Genomic DNA, 15,289 nt, shown 5'->3' with positions numbered 1-15,289 from the left:
TCAGGCCGCCTATTTCAGCGTTTCCAGATAGGCTACGAGATCCCGGCGATCGGCTTCGTTGTCGAGGCCGGCATAGGCCATGCGGCCGCCGGGAACGACCTCCTTGGGATCCTGGATATAGGCATCGAGCGTTGCCGTATCCCAAACGAGACCTGAGCGCTCCAGCGCCTTGGAATAGGTGAAATCCTCATGTCGGGCGGCAGGCGCGCCGACGATGCCCCACAGATTCGGGCCGACACGATGCCCGGTACCTTCGACCCGATCATGGCAGACAGCGCATTGCAGGAACTGGCGTTCGCCGTTCTTGACGCTCGGCGCCATGGCGAGGCGTTCCTCGTCGCTGAGCTGCGGCTGTGCCGGTTCGCCATTGCCGCAGCTGGATAGCAGCATCGCAGTCGGGATCATGATTGCTGACAGGAGTGTATTTCGCATCGCCATTACCTTCGTTGGAAAGTTCTATAGGCCGTAACGCCATCATCGTCACGAGGCGAGCATGGGTCAGTGATGCGGCAAATTGAGACGACAGAGGTGTGGTGGTGCCCCCAGTCCGACTCGAACGAACGACCTACTGATTACAAATCAGTTGCTCTACCAGCTGAGCTATAGGGGCAAGGTGGGTGTGTATCCCTGAATTTTCGGGCAGCGTCAATCCTTCGATTTTTACAGTCTGCGCCTGCCCGAAAGGCTTTGCCGGTCGAGATGTGATATGATATCACACTAGCATGCGCAGCATGACAGCATTTGACCGTATCCGGGATATGGCTGGCAGGAGCAGGATGCTTCTGGCCATTTTTGCTGTCTTCTATGTGCTGTTGCAGGGCGCGGCTTCCGCCCACGCCGTCCAGTACGGCGATCTCGATCACACCCATGGCGGCGAAGTCTGTCTCCTCGGCCATGCGGCCCAGCGCGATGGCGACGTCGATGTACCCGAGCTGCCGGTACTGCCACAGCCGGTCGGTGAGATTGCCGAAGTTCCTCTTGCTGTCTCGGTCTCGCTGGCCTCTTTCGCGCCGGATACGCCGCGCCAGCGCGGCCCACCTCTTTTCCAGTAATCACGACACGAACTGACACCGCCTGTGTGCCCCGAGCGCACGGGCTCTATCGCGATTATTGGAGACTATTTTCATGCTCAAGCAACAGCTGCGCCTGTCAGGCGCCATTTCCGCCATCTGTCTGGCGGGCCTTTCAACTGCGTTCGCACAGGACACGGCGCAGGATCAGTCACAGGACGAGGTTGCCGAGGACACGATCGTCGTTACCGCATCACCTATCGCCAAGGAGCAGGATGACCTGCTTATCGGCGCCTCGGTCGTCACCCGCGAGGAAATCCAGAAACGGATGAGCAATACGATCGGGGAGATGCTGAAGGCTGAACCCGGCGTATCGTCATCCTTCTTCGGTCCCGGTTCCAGCCGCCCGATCATCCGCGGGCAGGGCGGGGACCGTATCCAGGTGCTCGACAACGGTATCGGCTCCATCGACGCCTCCTCGTCCAGTGCCGACCACGCCGTCGCCGTGGAACCGGCACAGGCTGAGCAGGCCGAGATCATCCGCGGTACCGGCCTGCTGCGCTATGGCTCTTCGGGGTCAGGTGGCGTGGTGAACGTCATCGACGGACGAATTCCGACTTCCGTCCCTGAAAACGGGCTGGAGGCCAGCATGCGGGCCGGCGCGTCCAGTGTCGATGAGGGCCGGGATGTTGCCTTTGCAACGGATTTCGAAGCGGCAAAATTCGGCGACACATCTCTCGTCATTCACTTCGACGCTGCACTACGCGAAGCTCATGATTACGACATACCCGGCTTTGCCGAATCTGCCGCTTTCCGGGCGCTGGAGGAAGAAGGGCACGATCATGACGAAGAGGATCATGACGATGATCATGACCACGAGCATGAAGAAGAGGAAGAGGCATTTGGCACACTGGAAAACTCCGGTTTCGAGACCAGTGCCGTTTCCTTCGGCACGTCCTTCATCAATGACCGCTTCACTTTTGGAGCCGCCGTCAAGCAGACTAATTCCGACTACGGTATTCCGGCGGGGCATGATCATGCGCACGAGGAAGAAGATCACGACGATGATCACGATGACGAACATGACGAAGATCACGAGCATGAACACGAACACGAGCACGGCGAGGAAGAGGGTGGTGTCCGCATCAATCTCGAACAGCTTCGCTATGACCTGCGCGGCGAATATCGGCTCGACTCAACGCCATTCGAGACCGTTCGTGTCGCCCTCGGCATTTCGGATTATGAGCATCGCGAGATAGAGCCGTCAGGTGAGGTCGGCACGATCTTCGCCAATCAGGGCTGGGAAGGCCGCCTCGAGCTGGTCCAGCGTCCGCAGGGCGGCTGGCGCGGAGCGAGCGGCGTGCAGGTGCGCCAGCGCGAGTTCTCTGCCATCGGCGAGGAAGCCTTCGTGCCGCCGACCGAGACCAGCCAGGTCGGTATCTTCACGTTCCAGGACTATGAAACAGGGCCGTGGCACTTCGAAGGCGCGGCGCGTTATGAGCGCACCGAGCACGAAGATGACATGGGCACCAGCCTGTCGTTTGACGGTTTCAGCATTTCGGGCGGCACGGGCTATGAGCTGACGGAAAACTTCAAGCTCGGCGGCACGGTCTTCCGTACCGAGCGGGCACCGACCACCGAAGAGCTGTTCTCCAACGGACCGCATCTTGCGACCGATGCGTTCGAGCTTGGCGATACTTCGCTGGACAAGGAGATCAGCACCGGCGGCGAGCTGGTCCTGCGTGGCCGGTATGACCGGCTGAACTTCACCCTGAACGGTTTCTATACTGACTATAGCGACTATATCTATCAGGCCGAAACGGGCGGCGAGGAGGACGGCCTGCCGGTTTTTGCCTATACTGCCGCCGATGCGACCTTCAGCGGTTTCGAGGCAGAGGCTGACCTGTTGCTGGGGTCGGCTTTCGGAGCAGAGTTCGTTGCGGATGGGTCTGTAGAATATGTCCGCGCCCAAATCGATGGCGGCAATGGTAACCTGCCACGCATCCCGCCTTTTGGTGCCTTGGCAGGCCTGAATGCCGACTGGGACCGGGTATCGATTCGCGGAGAAGTTGATCATGCCGCCGATCAGGATGAGATCGCAGAGTTCGAGCTGGAAACAGAAAGCTACACGCTACTCAACCTCTACGTGACATATCGGCCTTTCCCGGAGAACGAGAAAATTGCCCTTCGGGTCGCCGCAAACAACCTCACAGACGAGGAAGCACGCCAGCATACGTCCTTCCTGAAGGACGAAGTGCCTTTGCCAGGGCGCAACTTCCGGGTCTCTTTCGAAGCCGGATTCTGATCCGGAATTCCGGGCCTGATATCACAGCCGATATAAAAACCGGTTGTGATTCAGGTCCGGAAATAATACCCTTTAACCATTGAGAACGGGTCATCAGGTTCAATCATTGCTTGTATCGTGTCATGCAACCTGAATGTCTCGCAAAATGGGTCGCCGAGCGGACGCAGTGGGTGTAATAGCTTCTGCCGGGCCCGTCAGACACGATAGGGGTGTTATGGTGGACTATATGAACAAGGCAGCTGGCGCCGCGCAGCGGGAAAAGGGGTCCAACAGCCTCAGCCGCAACCAGGCTATCGTTTTCGACGCCCTGAAGCGTGAGGGCAACCCGATGAAAGCCTATGCACTGCTCGAGCGTGTGAAAGACGAAGGCGTACGCGCGCCGATGACCGTCTACCGTGCCCTGTCTGACCTGATGGATATGGGGCTTGTCTACAAGCTCGACACCACAAAGGCCTATTCGGTGACCAGCCCGTCGGCATCCGATATCCCGGTCTTTCTTGTCTGTGACACCTGCGGCAACAGCCGGATGATCGGCAGCGAGAAGCTGGAAGAGGCAGCCCGTGAAAGTGCCCTGGAAAACGGGTTCTACGTTGATCGGCTGCGAATCGAAGTCACTGGTTACTGCTGCAACAAGTCGGCCTGACCGCCGCAGTCTTTGCCGCTGTCAGAACTGCTGACGCTTCAACCTGATCAATTCCTGTTGGCAGCCTTCGTAAAGGTATGCTTTTCTTGCGTTCTGCGCTGTGCGCAGGCATCAGGACAGATATGGACAACAGGCCCGGGCGTACCTAAAGAGGCCTGAAATTCTGACAGGACCGAAAACACATGTACCTATCCCGCTTTTATCTGCCGCTGATGAAGGAAACGCCGGCGGATGCCCAGATCATCTCTCACCAGCTGATGCTGCGCGCCGGCATGATTCGACAGGGCGCTGCGGGCATCTATTCCTGGCTGCCGCTCGGTTTTCGCGTCCTGCAGAAGATCGAGCAGATCGTGCGCGAGGAACAGAACCGCGCCGGCGCCGTGGAGATGCTGATGCCGACCATCCAGTCGGCCGAGCTGTGGCGTGAAAGCGGGCGCTATGAGGCCTACGGCAAGGAGATGCTGCGCATCACTGACCGTCATGACCGCGAGATGCTCTACGGCCCGACCAATGAGGAACTGATCACCGAGATTTTCCGCGCCGGCACACGGTCCTACAAGGACCTGCCGAAGATGCTCTATCACATCCAGTGGAAGTTCCGCGACGAGATCCGTCCGCGCTTTGGTGTCATGCGCGGCCGCGAATTCCTGATGAAGGATACCTATTCCTTCGACCTGACAGAGGAAGCCTCACGCAAGTCCTATTACAAGATGTTCGTGGCTTACCTGCGCACCTTCAACAGGCTGGGCCTGAAATCGGTACCGATGAAAGCCGACACCGGCCCAATCGGCGGCGACCTGTCCCACGAATTCATCGTGCTGGCGGAAACTGGTGAAAGTCAGGTCTATTGCCATCGAGAGCTGATCGACATGGCCGTGCCAGGGCCAGATGTCGATTTCGATGGCGACCTTGAACCGATCGTGCAGGAGCGCACATCGCTCTATGCCGCGACCGACGAAATGTACGACGAGAAGGAATTCGAGAAGGTGCCGGAGGATGACCGCATAACCGCGCGCGGTATCGAGGTCGGTCACATCTTCTTCTTCGGTACGAAATACTCAGCGCCGATGAACTGCGTGGTCTCCGGTCATGACGGTCGCAATGTGCCGGTGCAGATGGGCTCCTACGGGATCGGTGTTTCCCGCCTGATGGGGGCTCTGATCGAGGCCTATCATGACGAGAATGGCTGCCGCTGGCCGGTGCCCGTCGCGCCGTTCCATGTAGGTCTCATCAACCTGAAGCCAGGCGATGAGGAAAGCGACCGCCTGTGCCAGGAATTCTATGCCAAGCTGGAAGGCGCGGGTATCGAGGTCCTGTATGACGACACACCGGCGCGCCCGGGTGAGAAGTTCGCCCGGATGGACCTGATCGGCTTGCCATATCAAATGGTCGTCGGCCCGCGTGGCCTTGCCACCGGCCATGTCGAGGTCAAGGAGCGCCATAGCGGTGAGCGCATCGAACTGACGCCCGATGAAGCGCTGGATCATGTGTCGGGCAAGATTATCTCGGCTCTCGTTCCGGCGTGAAGAAGGCGTCGGCCAAAACGCCCCCCAAAACGCTGGGATGGCGCGAATGGATCGGTCTGCCTGCCTTCGGACTGGAGAGCATGAAGGCCAAAATCGACACCGGCGCCAAGACGTCGGCCATTCATGCCTACAAAGTGCGTGAATTTGACCGCGATGGCGCGATGTTCGTTTCGTTCTATATCCATCCGGTACAACGCAAGAAAAAGCCGGAGATTTACTGCGAAGCGCCAGTGGCCGACCGGCGCGCGGTCAGGAGCTCAAACGGCAAGGAGGAGATCCGCTATGTTATCCGTACAGAGCTGCAGATCGGCAGCGATGTATGGCCGGCGGAATTCACCCTGACCAACCGGGACCAGATGGGGTTCCGGGCACTTGTCGGGCGCGAGGCCCTGCGCAAGCGCTATCTCATCGATCCATCGCGATCGTTCGTACAGAAACAAAAGACAGAAAAGTAACCAACAAAGGTTCGTTATGAAACTTGCACTGATGTGCCGCAACGCCAATCTTTACTCTCACAAAAGGCTGGTGGAAGCCGCAGAAGCGCGCGGTCACGAAATCGACGTGATCAATCACCTGCGCTGCTATATCAACATCGCTGCCCACAAGCCCGAGATCATTTATGGTGGGGAGAAGCTGGGCAAGTATGACGCGGTCATCCCGCGTATCGGGGCGTCGGTGACGTTTTTCGGTACTGCCATCCTGCGCCAGTTCGAGATGATGGGCGTCTATCCGGTCAATGAATCGGTTGCGATCTCCCGTTCGCGTGACAAGCTGCGCTCGCTGCAGCTTCTGGCGCGCAAGGGTATCGGCCTGCCTGTAACCATCTTCGCCCACCGCACGTCCGATGCTGAAAAGATGCTCGACCTGATGGGCGGTGCGCCGGTCGTCATAAAGCTGCTGGAGGGTACGCAGGGTCTGGGTGTCGTGCTCGCCGAAACCAACAAGTCGGCTGAATCCGTCATCCAGGCATTCTCTTCGGTCTCGACCGATATTCTGGTCCAGGAATTCGTCAAGGAAGCCAATGGTGAGGATATCCGCTGTCTCGTGGTCGGCGACAAGGTCGTTGCCTCGATGATGCGCAAGGGAAAGGAGGGGGATTTCCGCTCCAACCTGCATCGCGGCGGGTCTGCCAGCGCGGTGAAGATCACGCCAACCGAACGCTCCACTGCTGTCGCCGCGGCCAAGGCCATGGGCCTGAATGTATGCGGTGTCGACTTGCTTCGCTCCAACCATGGGCCAGTAGTGATGGAGGTGAACTCCTCGCCCGGCCTGGAAGGCGTCGAAACCGCGACCGGCATCGACGTTGCAGGCAAGATCATCGAGCACATCGAGAAGGCAGCGGTGCCGGGCAAGACGAAGACCAAGGGCAAGGGATAAGACTGCCTGATGCGAGAGCCATTCACGATCGGTGGGCAGGCCATCGAACCGGGTACGCAAAAGACTGTCGAATTGCCCCTCAGTGTCCTGTCCGATCACACCCAGGTGTCGATGCCGGTGCATGTCATGCACGGCAGGAAGCCAGGGCCGGTGCTGTTCGTGTCTGCCGCTATCCATGGCGACGAGATCCTCGGTGCGGAGATCATCCGGCGGCTGGTCAGCAAGCTGACGGTCGAGAAAGTGCGTGGCACGCTGTTGCTGATCCCGATCGTCAACACTTATGGCTTTATCGCCAATTCGCGCTACCTGCCGGATCGCCGCGACCTGAACCGGTCTTTCCCGGGCTCGAAGACCGGATCGCTTGCCGGGCAGCTCGCCTACAAGTTCATGGAAGAGATCGTCTCGCGCGCTGACTATGGCATCGACCTGCACACCGCCGCGATCCACCGGGAAAACCTGCCCCAGATCAGGGCTGATCTCGCAAGTGACGCCGTCAGGGATATGGCCGCAGCCTTCGGTGCGCCGATCATCCTGAAAGCGGATATCCGCGACGGTTCGCTGCGTGAAGCATCCCAGGCGGTGGGCGTGAACACGCTGCTCTATGAGGCGGGTGAGGCGTTGCGCTTCAACGAGTTCGCCGTGCGCATCGGCGTGAAGGGCGTGATGCGGGTCATGCAATATCTCGGCATGCTGCATCGTCGCGGTTTCGCACAAGGCTCGAAGGAACCGGTCATGTCCAAACTCAGCGTCTGGGTCCGTGCGCCATCCGGCGGGCTGATGCGCCTGCTCAAGGGGCTTGGCGATGCGGTCGAGAAGGGGGAAGTGCTTTCCATCGTCTCCGACCCGCTCGGATACGAGGAAAAGGAACTGCGTGCACCGATCAGCGGCATCGTCATCGGGCGGTCAAACATGCCGGCGGTGAACCAGGGCGATGCAATCTTTCATATCGCCAAGGTGTTCGACCCCGGGGCCATCGACGAGGATATCCAGTCCCTTGAAAAGCAGCTCGGCAGCGATCCGCTGTTCGATACGGAAATCGTATAAAGGGGATTGTATGCGAGGGACCTCATGAAGACGAAAGCGCTGGCGCTCTATCGCCGGATCAAGGCAAGTTACTGGTTCGTGCCGGGCGTTATCGTTCTGGGCGCGATATTGCTGGCCTTCGGCTCTCTCCAGCTCGACGTGATCCTTGAAGAAGAATTCTTCATGCAGATCAGCTGGTTCGGTTCCAGCAGTCCGGAAGGCGCGCGCACGATCCTGAGCATGGTCGGCGGGTCCATGATCTCTGTCGCCGGTATCGTCTTTTCCATCACCATCGCCGCCATCGTTTTCGCGTCAGGCCAGTACGGGCCGCACATCATCCCGGAATTCATGCGCGACAAGTCGAACCAGGCGGTTCTCGGCATCTTCATCGCAACCTTCGTCTATTGCCTGCTGGCGCTGTATCGGGTGCATGCGGGCGAGACCACGTTCGTGCCGCACCTGACGGTCATCATCGCGCTGTTCTTTGCCGGCGCCAGCCTGATCACCTTCATCTATTTCATCCACCATATCCTGGAGACGCTCCACGTCTCCAACGTGATCGCGCGTCTGGGAAACGATCTCCTGCGCGACATTCGCAACCGCTTTCCGCAGGAGCTGGGGGAGGGTAATGGCGGCAGCGATTCACCTGATATGCCCGAAGGCTTCCTGCAGGATGCCGTGCCGGTTCTCGCCAATGGCACGGGATATATCTACACCCTGTCGGCGGAAGAGATCTTCAATGTGGCGCGGGACAAGGGGTTGATCGTACGCGTCACGCGCCGCCCGGGCGACTTCGTTACCGACGACCGGCCGCTGGCATGGATCTGGCCACCCGAGAATGCCTCCACGGAAGCGTTGAGTGCCGTTCGCGCCTGCTATGCCTGGGGCGCGGCGAAGACGCAGGACCAGGATATCGGCTTTCTGATCGACCAGATGACCGGTATCACTGCCCGCGCCCTGTCGCCCGGCATCAACGACCCCTACACAGCAACGGATACGATCCACTGGATGGGGGCGGCCCTGTCGGCTGCCGGTCGCGGATCGTCACCCGCGGCGGTACGCCGTGACAAGGATGGCCATATCCGCGTGATCGCCCGGCCGCTGAATTTCGAGGAGATCGCCAGCCTGATCTTCGACCGCATCCGGCCCTATGTGGCACCGGACCGGAATGCCAGCCTGTCCACCCTGTCGGTGCTCGCCAATGTCCTGTTCGATGTCGACGACCCCGCCCGCAAGGCGGTGGTGCTCCATCACGCACAGGCGCTGGAAAAAGCGGCCATGACGGCGATGGTCAGTGAAGATGATCGCCGCGAGATCGCTGCCCGCGTCGATGATCTGGAGGCCGTCCTGCGCAATGGCCTGTCCCGCTTCCGGGCCGGGGAGAAATACAAATGGATGGAGGGCAGGGCGTGAGCCGTCTCTTCTTTATGTTTGAAGACCAAAAGCCTGTCAGTGCCGGTCTTTCTTCAGGTGAAAGATTAAGCAGACGACACTTGCCGGACGGCAAGAAGCCGCCCATGGTCTGCCGGATATCAATTTCAGGGCGCCGGGCGAGACCATGACCGCATCGACAGAGAAAGCCACGCCGGAAGGCTCGGCAACACGGCCTTTCGGCCTGTTCGAATGGACCGTGGCGCGTCGCTATATCTCGGCGACCAAGAAGGGATCGGGTGTCTCCCTGATCTCGATCATCGCCTTCATTGGCATTGCGCTCGCTGTCACCGTGCTGATCGTTGTCATGTCGGTGATGGAGGGCTTTCGTGCCAAGCTGCTTGACCAGTTGCTGGGCGTGAACGGCCACATCTATGTTCAGGCAACGCAGGATGCGGAGCTGACGAACTATGCTGGTCTGAGCGAAGACCTGCGTCAGATCGCCGGGGTGGAATCGGCGATCCCCATCGTTCAGGACTATGTCTATCTGACCGCAGGTGGCCAGACCGCTGCCATCGCCTATGGCATAGAGCCGGAGGACCTCAGGAGTATTGAATTGATCGCCGGCGAAGACCATCTGATCGAGGGCTCTCTCGAGACCTTCGGCGAGGGGCGCAATGGTGGCAATGAGATCGTCATGGGACGTCGTCTCGCCGCCAATCTGGGTGTCGGTATCGGCAGCCCGGTGACGGTTATCACGGCAGGCGGGGCAGAGACGCCGATGGGGACATCGCCGATCCGCGACAAGACCTATTATGTCGGCGCCATCTATTCCATCGGCATGTCCGAATATGACAGCGGCTTTATCTACATGCCGCTGCAGCAGGCGCAGCTGTTCTTCCGCCGTGGCGAGGCGGTGGACAAGATCGAGGTGCGGGTCGACGCGCCGCAAGATATCCGGCCCTATCAGGAACGCATCCTCGCCCAACTAAGTGACACGCTTTACGCCTATAACTGGCAGAACCTGCACCAGTCCTATTTCAATGCGCTGCAGACGGAGCGGGCGCTGATGCGGATCATCCTGTCGCTGATCCTTGCTGTCGCCGTCCTCAACATCATCACCGGACTTGTCATGCTGGTGAAGGACAAGATGTCGGACATCGCCGTTATGCGCACGCTGGGCGCGACGCGTGGCTCTGTCATGCGCATCTTTTTCCTGTCTGGCATGATGATCGGCTTCCTTGGCACGCTGACAGGCCTTGTTCTCGGTGTCCTGATCAGCCTGAATGTCGGGCCAATCGAGATGGCGCTGTCCGACTGGTTCGGCTTCCGCCTGTTCCCGTCAGAGGTCTATCTGTTCGACCAGATGCCGGCGCGGGTGCAGTTCGCCGAAGTGATTTCGGTTGTCTCCTTTGCGCTGGTCATGTCCTTCCTGTCGACGCTCTATCCGGCCTGGCGCGCTGCCAGTCTCGATCCCGTCGAAGCGCTGCGTTACGAGTAGGGGGAGAGGTCATGAGCGATACGAGAGAAACAGTATTACACCTTGAAAAACTTGACCGTTTTTACGGCGAGCTGAAGGTTCTGGAAGGCGTTGATTTCACCATCAGCAAGGGCGAGATCGTCGCACTGCTTGGGCCGTCTGGCTCGGGCAAGTCATCACTGCTGCATGTCGCCGGCCTGCTCGAGCCGCCAACCAGTGGCGAAGTCTATATCAACGGCCGGGCAACCTCGATGATGAACGATGCAGAGCGCACCCGCCTGCGCCGCGACACGCTTGGTTTCGTCTATCAGTTTCACCACCTGCAGCCGGAATTCACGGCGCTAGGCAATGTCTCCCTGCCACAGCTGATCGCCGGGCGCAGCCACAAGCAGGCAGATATCCGCTCGACCAATATCCTTACCAATCTCGGCCTCGCCGAGCGCCTGCAGCACCAGCCGGCCCAGCTCTCCGGCGGTGAGAAACAGCGCGTCGCCATAGCCCGGGCCTTGGCCAATGAACCGTCCCTTTTGCTGGCCGATGAGCCCACAGGCAATCTCGATGTCGAAACATCGGGTCGTGTCTTCGATGCGCTGCTGGACATCGTGCAGGAGCGGGGGCTTGCCGCCCTGATCGCCACCCATGACAGGGCGCTGGCCGCCCGCATGGACCGCGTCGTTGCGATCAAGGATCGCCGTCTCGTACAGGTCGAGATCGACGAAAGCACCGTCACCATTCTCGGCGAATAGGCACTAACTTCTTCATCTTGCTGTGGAATTCTGGCCGGTACAATTTCCGGAGGAAACTGCTGGACATGAGAACAAAAAGGGAATATTGATATTAAGAACATAATGTGAACAAGGTTAAGGAGGTTCCCATGAATGCACATCTTATCCGCGATGGTCTCGGCCTCGGCGTCATGCTCGGGCTGGTGGCGGCAGTCTATCTCTGGAGTGGTTTGCTCGCCGGGTAAAGCGAGTGTGATTGGGGAAAACTCGGCGGCATGAAAGGCGGGCAAATCGGGCTAAGGAGAGATCATGCAGCCGTTCATCCATCTTCATCTCCATTCTTCTTATTCGCTGGCCGAAGGGGCCATCCATATCGGCCGGCTGAAAGAGCTGTGCCTTGAACATGAGATGCCCGCCGTCGCGGTAACGGACACGAACAACCTCTTCGGAGCGCTGGAAGCTTCCGAGGTCCTGTCTGCCGCCGGTATTCAGCCGATCACCGGCCTGCAACTGGCGCTCGATCCCGGATCGCTTGGCCAGCCCGAGCCCTCGACCGGGCCGCTGCCGTCCCTCGTTCTCCTTGCCACGAATGAAGCCGGCTATCGCAACCTCCTCAAACTGACCAGTGACGCGTTCCTCTCGTCGGCCAATGAGACGGCGATTGCTTCCTCGCTCGAGCGGATAGAGGGCTATGCCGACGGGCTGATCTGCCTGACCGGCGGACCGAACGGGCCGGTCGATCGGTTCCTTGCCCTCGACCGTCAGGCAGAGGCGGCCGATCTGGTCACGCGCCTGCAGGCGATCTTTGGCGACCGGCTTTATATTGAGCTACAGCGCCACTCCGATGGGCGTGGCGGCTTCCGCCAGCCCTATGAGAACCAGTTGCTCGGGCTGGCCTATGACCGCGAGCTGCCGCTGGTCGCAACCGCCGAGCCTTATTTTCCGTCCCCTGACGACCATGAGGCTCATGACGCTTTCCTGTGCATCGCAGAGGGCGCCTATGTGCATATGGATGACCGCCGCCAGCTTGCCGCCGACCATTATTTCAGGTCGCCGGCGGAAATGGCGCAACTTTTCGAGGACTTGCCGGAGGCGGTTGAGAACACGGTGCTGATTGCCCGGCGCTGCGCCTTTCGCCCGCGCCTGCACAAGCCGATCCTGCCGCGCTTTGCCGATGATGTGGACGGGGAGGCAGCGGAGCTTGCCCGCCAGGCCCGTGAAGGGCTGGAGCGGCGCCTTGCTGACGGCGACCCTGCCGCCCCTGTCGAGGATTACTGGGCTCGGCTCGAGAAAGAGCTGGAAATCATCCGCGGCATGGGGTTTCCGGGTTACTTCCTGATCGTCGCCGACTTCATCAAATGGGCAAAGTCCCATGGCGTGCCGGTCGGGCCGGGACGGGGGTCGGGTGCAGGCTCTCTCGTTGCCTGGTCGCTGACGATCACCGATCTCGACCCGTTGCGCTTCGGGCTGCTGTTCGAGCGCTTCCTCAATCCCGAACGGGTCTCCATGCCCGACTTCGATATCGACTTCTGCCAGGACCGGCGGGACGAGGTTATCTCCTATGTGCAGGAGAAATACGGTCGCGACCGGGTCGCGCAGATCATCACCTTCGGTAAACTGCAGGCCCGCGCGGTGCTGCGCGATGTCGGCCGTGTGCTGAACATGCCGTTCATGCAGGTTGACCGGCTCTGCAAGCTGGTGCCCAACAATCCGGCAAACCCGGTCACCCTGCGCGAGGCGATCAACACCGAGCCGCGCCTGCGCGAGGAGCGTGACAAGGACAGTCAGGTCGCCGACCTGCTGGTCAAAGCTCAGAAGCTCGAGGGCCTCTACCGCCACGCATCGACCCACGCCGCCGGTGTGGTGATTGGCGACCGCCCGCTGGACGAGCTGGTGCCGCTCTATCGCGATCCGCGCTCCGACATGCCGGCGACGCAGTTCAACATGAAATGGGTCGAGCCGGCAGGGCTCGTGAAGTTCGACTTCCTCGGCCTGAAGACGCTGACCGTCATCCGCCGCGCTGTCGAATTACTGGCCAAGCGCAAGGTCACGATCGACATCGACCATATCCCGACCAATGATCGCAAGACATACGACATGCTGGGCGAGGGACAGGCGGTCGGCGTGTTCCAGCTTGAAAGTACCGGCATGCGCTCGACCCTGCGCGGCCTGAAGCCTGACACTCTCGAAGACATCATCGCGCTTGTCTCGCTCTATCGTCCGGGGCCGATGGAAAACATCCCGACCTATATCGAGCGCAAGTTCGGGCGCGAGGATCCCGATTATTTCCATCCGCTCCTGGAGAACATCCTGAAGGAGACCTACGGGGTCATCATCTATCAGGAGCAGGTCATGCAGATCGCGCAGGTCCTGTCAGGCTATTCCCTCGGTGAAGCCGACCTTCTGCGCCGCGCCATGGGCAAGAAGAAGAAAGAGGAGATGGACAAGCAGAAGATCCGGTTCGTCGAAGGCGCGGAGGAAAACAATGTCGACCGCGCCAAGGCTGAATCAATCTTCGAGATGGTCGCGAAATTCGCGGGCTACGGTTTCAACAAGTCACACGCCGCCGCCTATGCCTGGATCGCTTACCAGACAGCATGGCTGAAGGCCAATCACGGGCCTGAATTCCTCGCCGCGTCCATGTCGCTCGATCGCGCCAACACCGACAAGCTCGCCATTTTCATGAAGGAGGCGCGTTCCAGCGGCATCACCGTACTGGCGCCTGATGTTAATGCCTCGGAGGCCGATTTTACTGTGAAGGCCGACCCGGATGGTGACGGCGACAAGGGTGCTGTCGTCTATGCCCTAGGCGCGATCAAGAATGTCGGCGAGGCAGCCATGGCCCACATCGCCCAGAAACGACGCGAGGGCGGGTCTTTTGCTGACATCTTCGATTTCGTCGAGCGCGTCGACGGGCGCATGATCGGCAAGCGCGGCTTTGAAAACCTCGCCAAGGCCGGGGCGTTTGATTCCATCCATCCGAACCGGGCGCAGATCTTTGCCAATGCCGACTTCCTTGTGCGGTATTCCTCGGCTGTCGCAGAAGAGCGCAATTCCGACCAGGGTGGCCTGTTTGGCGCGGCGGAAGCGCCTGCGCTCGCCCGGCCGGCGTTGAAAAAGGCCGATGACTGGCCACCACTGGAGAGGCTCGACAACGAGCGCGCCGCCATCGGTTTCTATTTCTCGGGCCATCCGCTCGATGACTATGCATCTGCCCTGCGTAAGCTGAATGTCGTGCCGTTCACCGAGGTCGCCCAGCGCGCGGCCGATACGCGCATCAGTTTGTCGATTGCCGGGGTGATCCGCGCCTTCACGCCGCGCCGGTCCAAGACCGGCAAGCCCTTCGCTTGGGTCGCCCTGTCGGACCAGACGGGCGAGTTCGAGGTCACGGTGTTCTCTGAACTGCTCGATGCCGCGCGGGACCATCTCCAGCCCGGCAAGCTGGTGCTGATGTCGGTCACCGCCGAGGACCGGGATGGCGAGATCCGCCTGACCGGGGAGGGCGTGCAATTGCTGGAACGGGCTGCTGCCACGACCAAGGCCGAGTTGCGCATATCGGTGATGACGCCCGAGGCGCTGCCGTCGATCCGCCGGCGCCTGTTCGACAGCGGCAAGCCTGCAGAAGCAACGGGGACGGCCTCAATCCTGCTTTACCTGCCTGAAACCGGCTGCGAGGTCGAAATGAAGCTGCCGGGCGAGGTCGCAGCGACCGTGGCCATGAAAGGCGCAATCAAGACGATTGAAGGCGTCGCTGACGTCGAGCTCGTCTGATGCTCTTGGCCTGTATATTGTGTCCGGACGGCCAGTAGCATCGAAAACAGGCGATTTT

The 15,289-nt window shown here is 60.1% G+C and carries 12 protein-coding genes and 1 tRNA gene; 11 read left to right on the top strand and 2 right to left on the bottom strand.

What is annotated here, in order from left to right:
- Positions 1–9 precede the first annotated feature (9 nt).
- Entirely contained in the window at positions 10–432 is a 423-nt protein-coding gene (locus FF098_RS07435; RefSeq protein ID WP_166426379.1) for a c-type cytochrome, read from the bottom strand.
- A 102-nt stretch (positions 433–534) separates the two neighbouring features.
- A tRNA-Thr gene (locus FF098_RS07430) sits at positions 535–610 on the bottom strand.
- Between the two features lie 121 nt (positions 611–731).
- Between FF098_RS07430 and FF098_RS07425 the strand changes: the two genes are divergently transcribed.
- The 11 genes from FF098_RS07425 to dnaE all read left to right on the top strand — a co-directional run bounded on the left by FF098_RS07425 (position 732) and on the right by dnaE (position 15,231).
- On the top strand, positions 732–1,052 hold the full coding sequence (locus FF098_RS07425) for a hypothetical protein (RefSeq protein WP_155138917.1): 321 nt from the start codon (positions 732–734) through the stop codon (positions 1,050–1,052).
- Positions 1,053–1,125: 73 nt separating this feature from the next.
- On the top strand, positions 1,126–3,315 hold the full coding sequence (locus FF098_RS07420) for a TonB-dependent receptor (RefSeq protein ID WP_155138915.1): 2,190 nt from the start codon (positions 1,126–1,128) through the stop codon (positions 3,313–3,315).
- Positions 3,316–3,541: 226 nt separating this feature from the next.
- Positions 3,542–3,958 carry a Fur family transcriptional regulator gene (locus FF098_RS07415; RefSeq protein ID WP_166426378.1) on the top strand — a complete coding sequence of 139 codons (417 nt, stop codon included), beginning with the start codon at positions 3,542–3,544 and terminating at the stop codon, positions 3,956–3,958.
- A 182-nt stretch (positions 3,959–4,140) separates the two neighbouring features.
- Complete coding sequence (gene proS, locus FF098_RS07410) at positions 4,141–5,484, top strand: proline--tRNA ligase (protein ID WP_155138911.1); 1,344 nt, start codon at positions 4,141–4,143, stop codon at positions 5,482–5,484.
- Positions 5,485–5,564: 80 nt separating this feature from the next.
- Entirely contained in the window at positions 5,565–5,939 is a 375-nt protein-coding gene (locus tag FF098_RS07405) for an ATP-dependent zinc protease family protein (protein ID WP_229714538.1), read from the top strand.
- Positions 5,940–5,955: 16 nt separating this feature from the next.
- Positions 5,956–6,861 (top strand): 30S ribosomal protein S6--L-glutamate ligase, encoded by a 906-nt coding sequence (gene rimK, locus FF098_RS07400; protein WP_155138909.1) that lies wholly within the window; start codon positions 5,956–5,958, stop codon positions 6,859–6,861.
- Between the two features lie 9 nt (positions 6,862–6,870).
- Positions 6,871–7,905 (top strand): succinylglutamate desuccinylase/aspartoacylase family protein, encoded by a 1,035-nt coding sequence (locus FF098_RS07395; RefSeq protein WP_155138907.1) that lies wholly within the window; start codon positions 6,871–6,873, stop codon positions 7,903–7,905.
- Between the two features lie 24 nt (positions 7,906–7,929).
- On the top strand, positions 7,930–9,297 hold the full coding sequence (locus tag FF098_RS07390) for a DUF2254 domain-containing protein (RefSeq protein ID WP_155138905.1): 1,368 nt from the start codon (positions 7,930–7,932) through the stop codon (positions 9,295–9,297).
- Positions 9,298–9,442: 145 nt separating this feature from the next.
- Positions 9,443–10,756 (top strand): lipoprotein-releasing ABC transporter permease subunit, encoded by a 1,314-nt coding sequence (locus tag FF098_RS07385; protein ID WP_155138903.1) that lies wholly within the window; start codon positions 9,443–9,445, stop codon positions 10,754–10,756.
- Positions 10,757–10,767: 11 nt separating this feature from the next.
- On the top strand, positions 10,768–11,481 hold the full coding sequence (locus tag FF098_RS07380; RefSeq protein WP_155138901.1) for an ABC transporter ATP-binding protein: 714 nt from the start codon (positions 10,768–10,770) through the stop codon (positions 11,479–11,481).
- A 288-nt stretch (positions 11,482–11,769) separates the two neighbouring features.
- The gene (gene dnaE / locus FF098_RS07375) at positions 11,770–15,231 is read left to right on the top strand and encodes a DNA polymerase III subunit alpha (RefSeq protein WP_155138899.1); all 3,462 of its coding nucleotides are present in this window, start codon (positions 11,770–11,772) and stop codon (positions 15,229–15,231) included.
- Positions 15,232–15,289: the final 58 nt, after the last annotated feature.

The organism is Aquisalinus luteolus, assembly GCF_009712425.2.
GTDB lineage: Bacteria > Pseudomonadota > Alphaproteobacteria > Caulobacterales > Parvularculaceae > Aquisalinus > Aquisalinus luteolus.
Note: the sequence above shows the minus strand (reverse complement) of the source record. Positions and strands in the feature narration are given on the sequence as shown.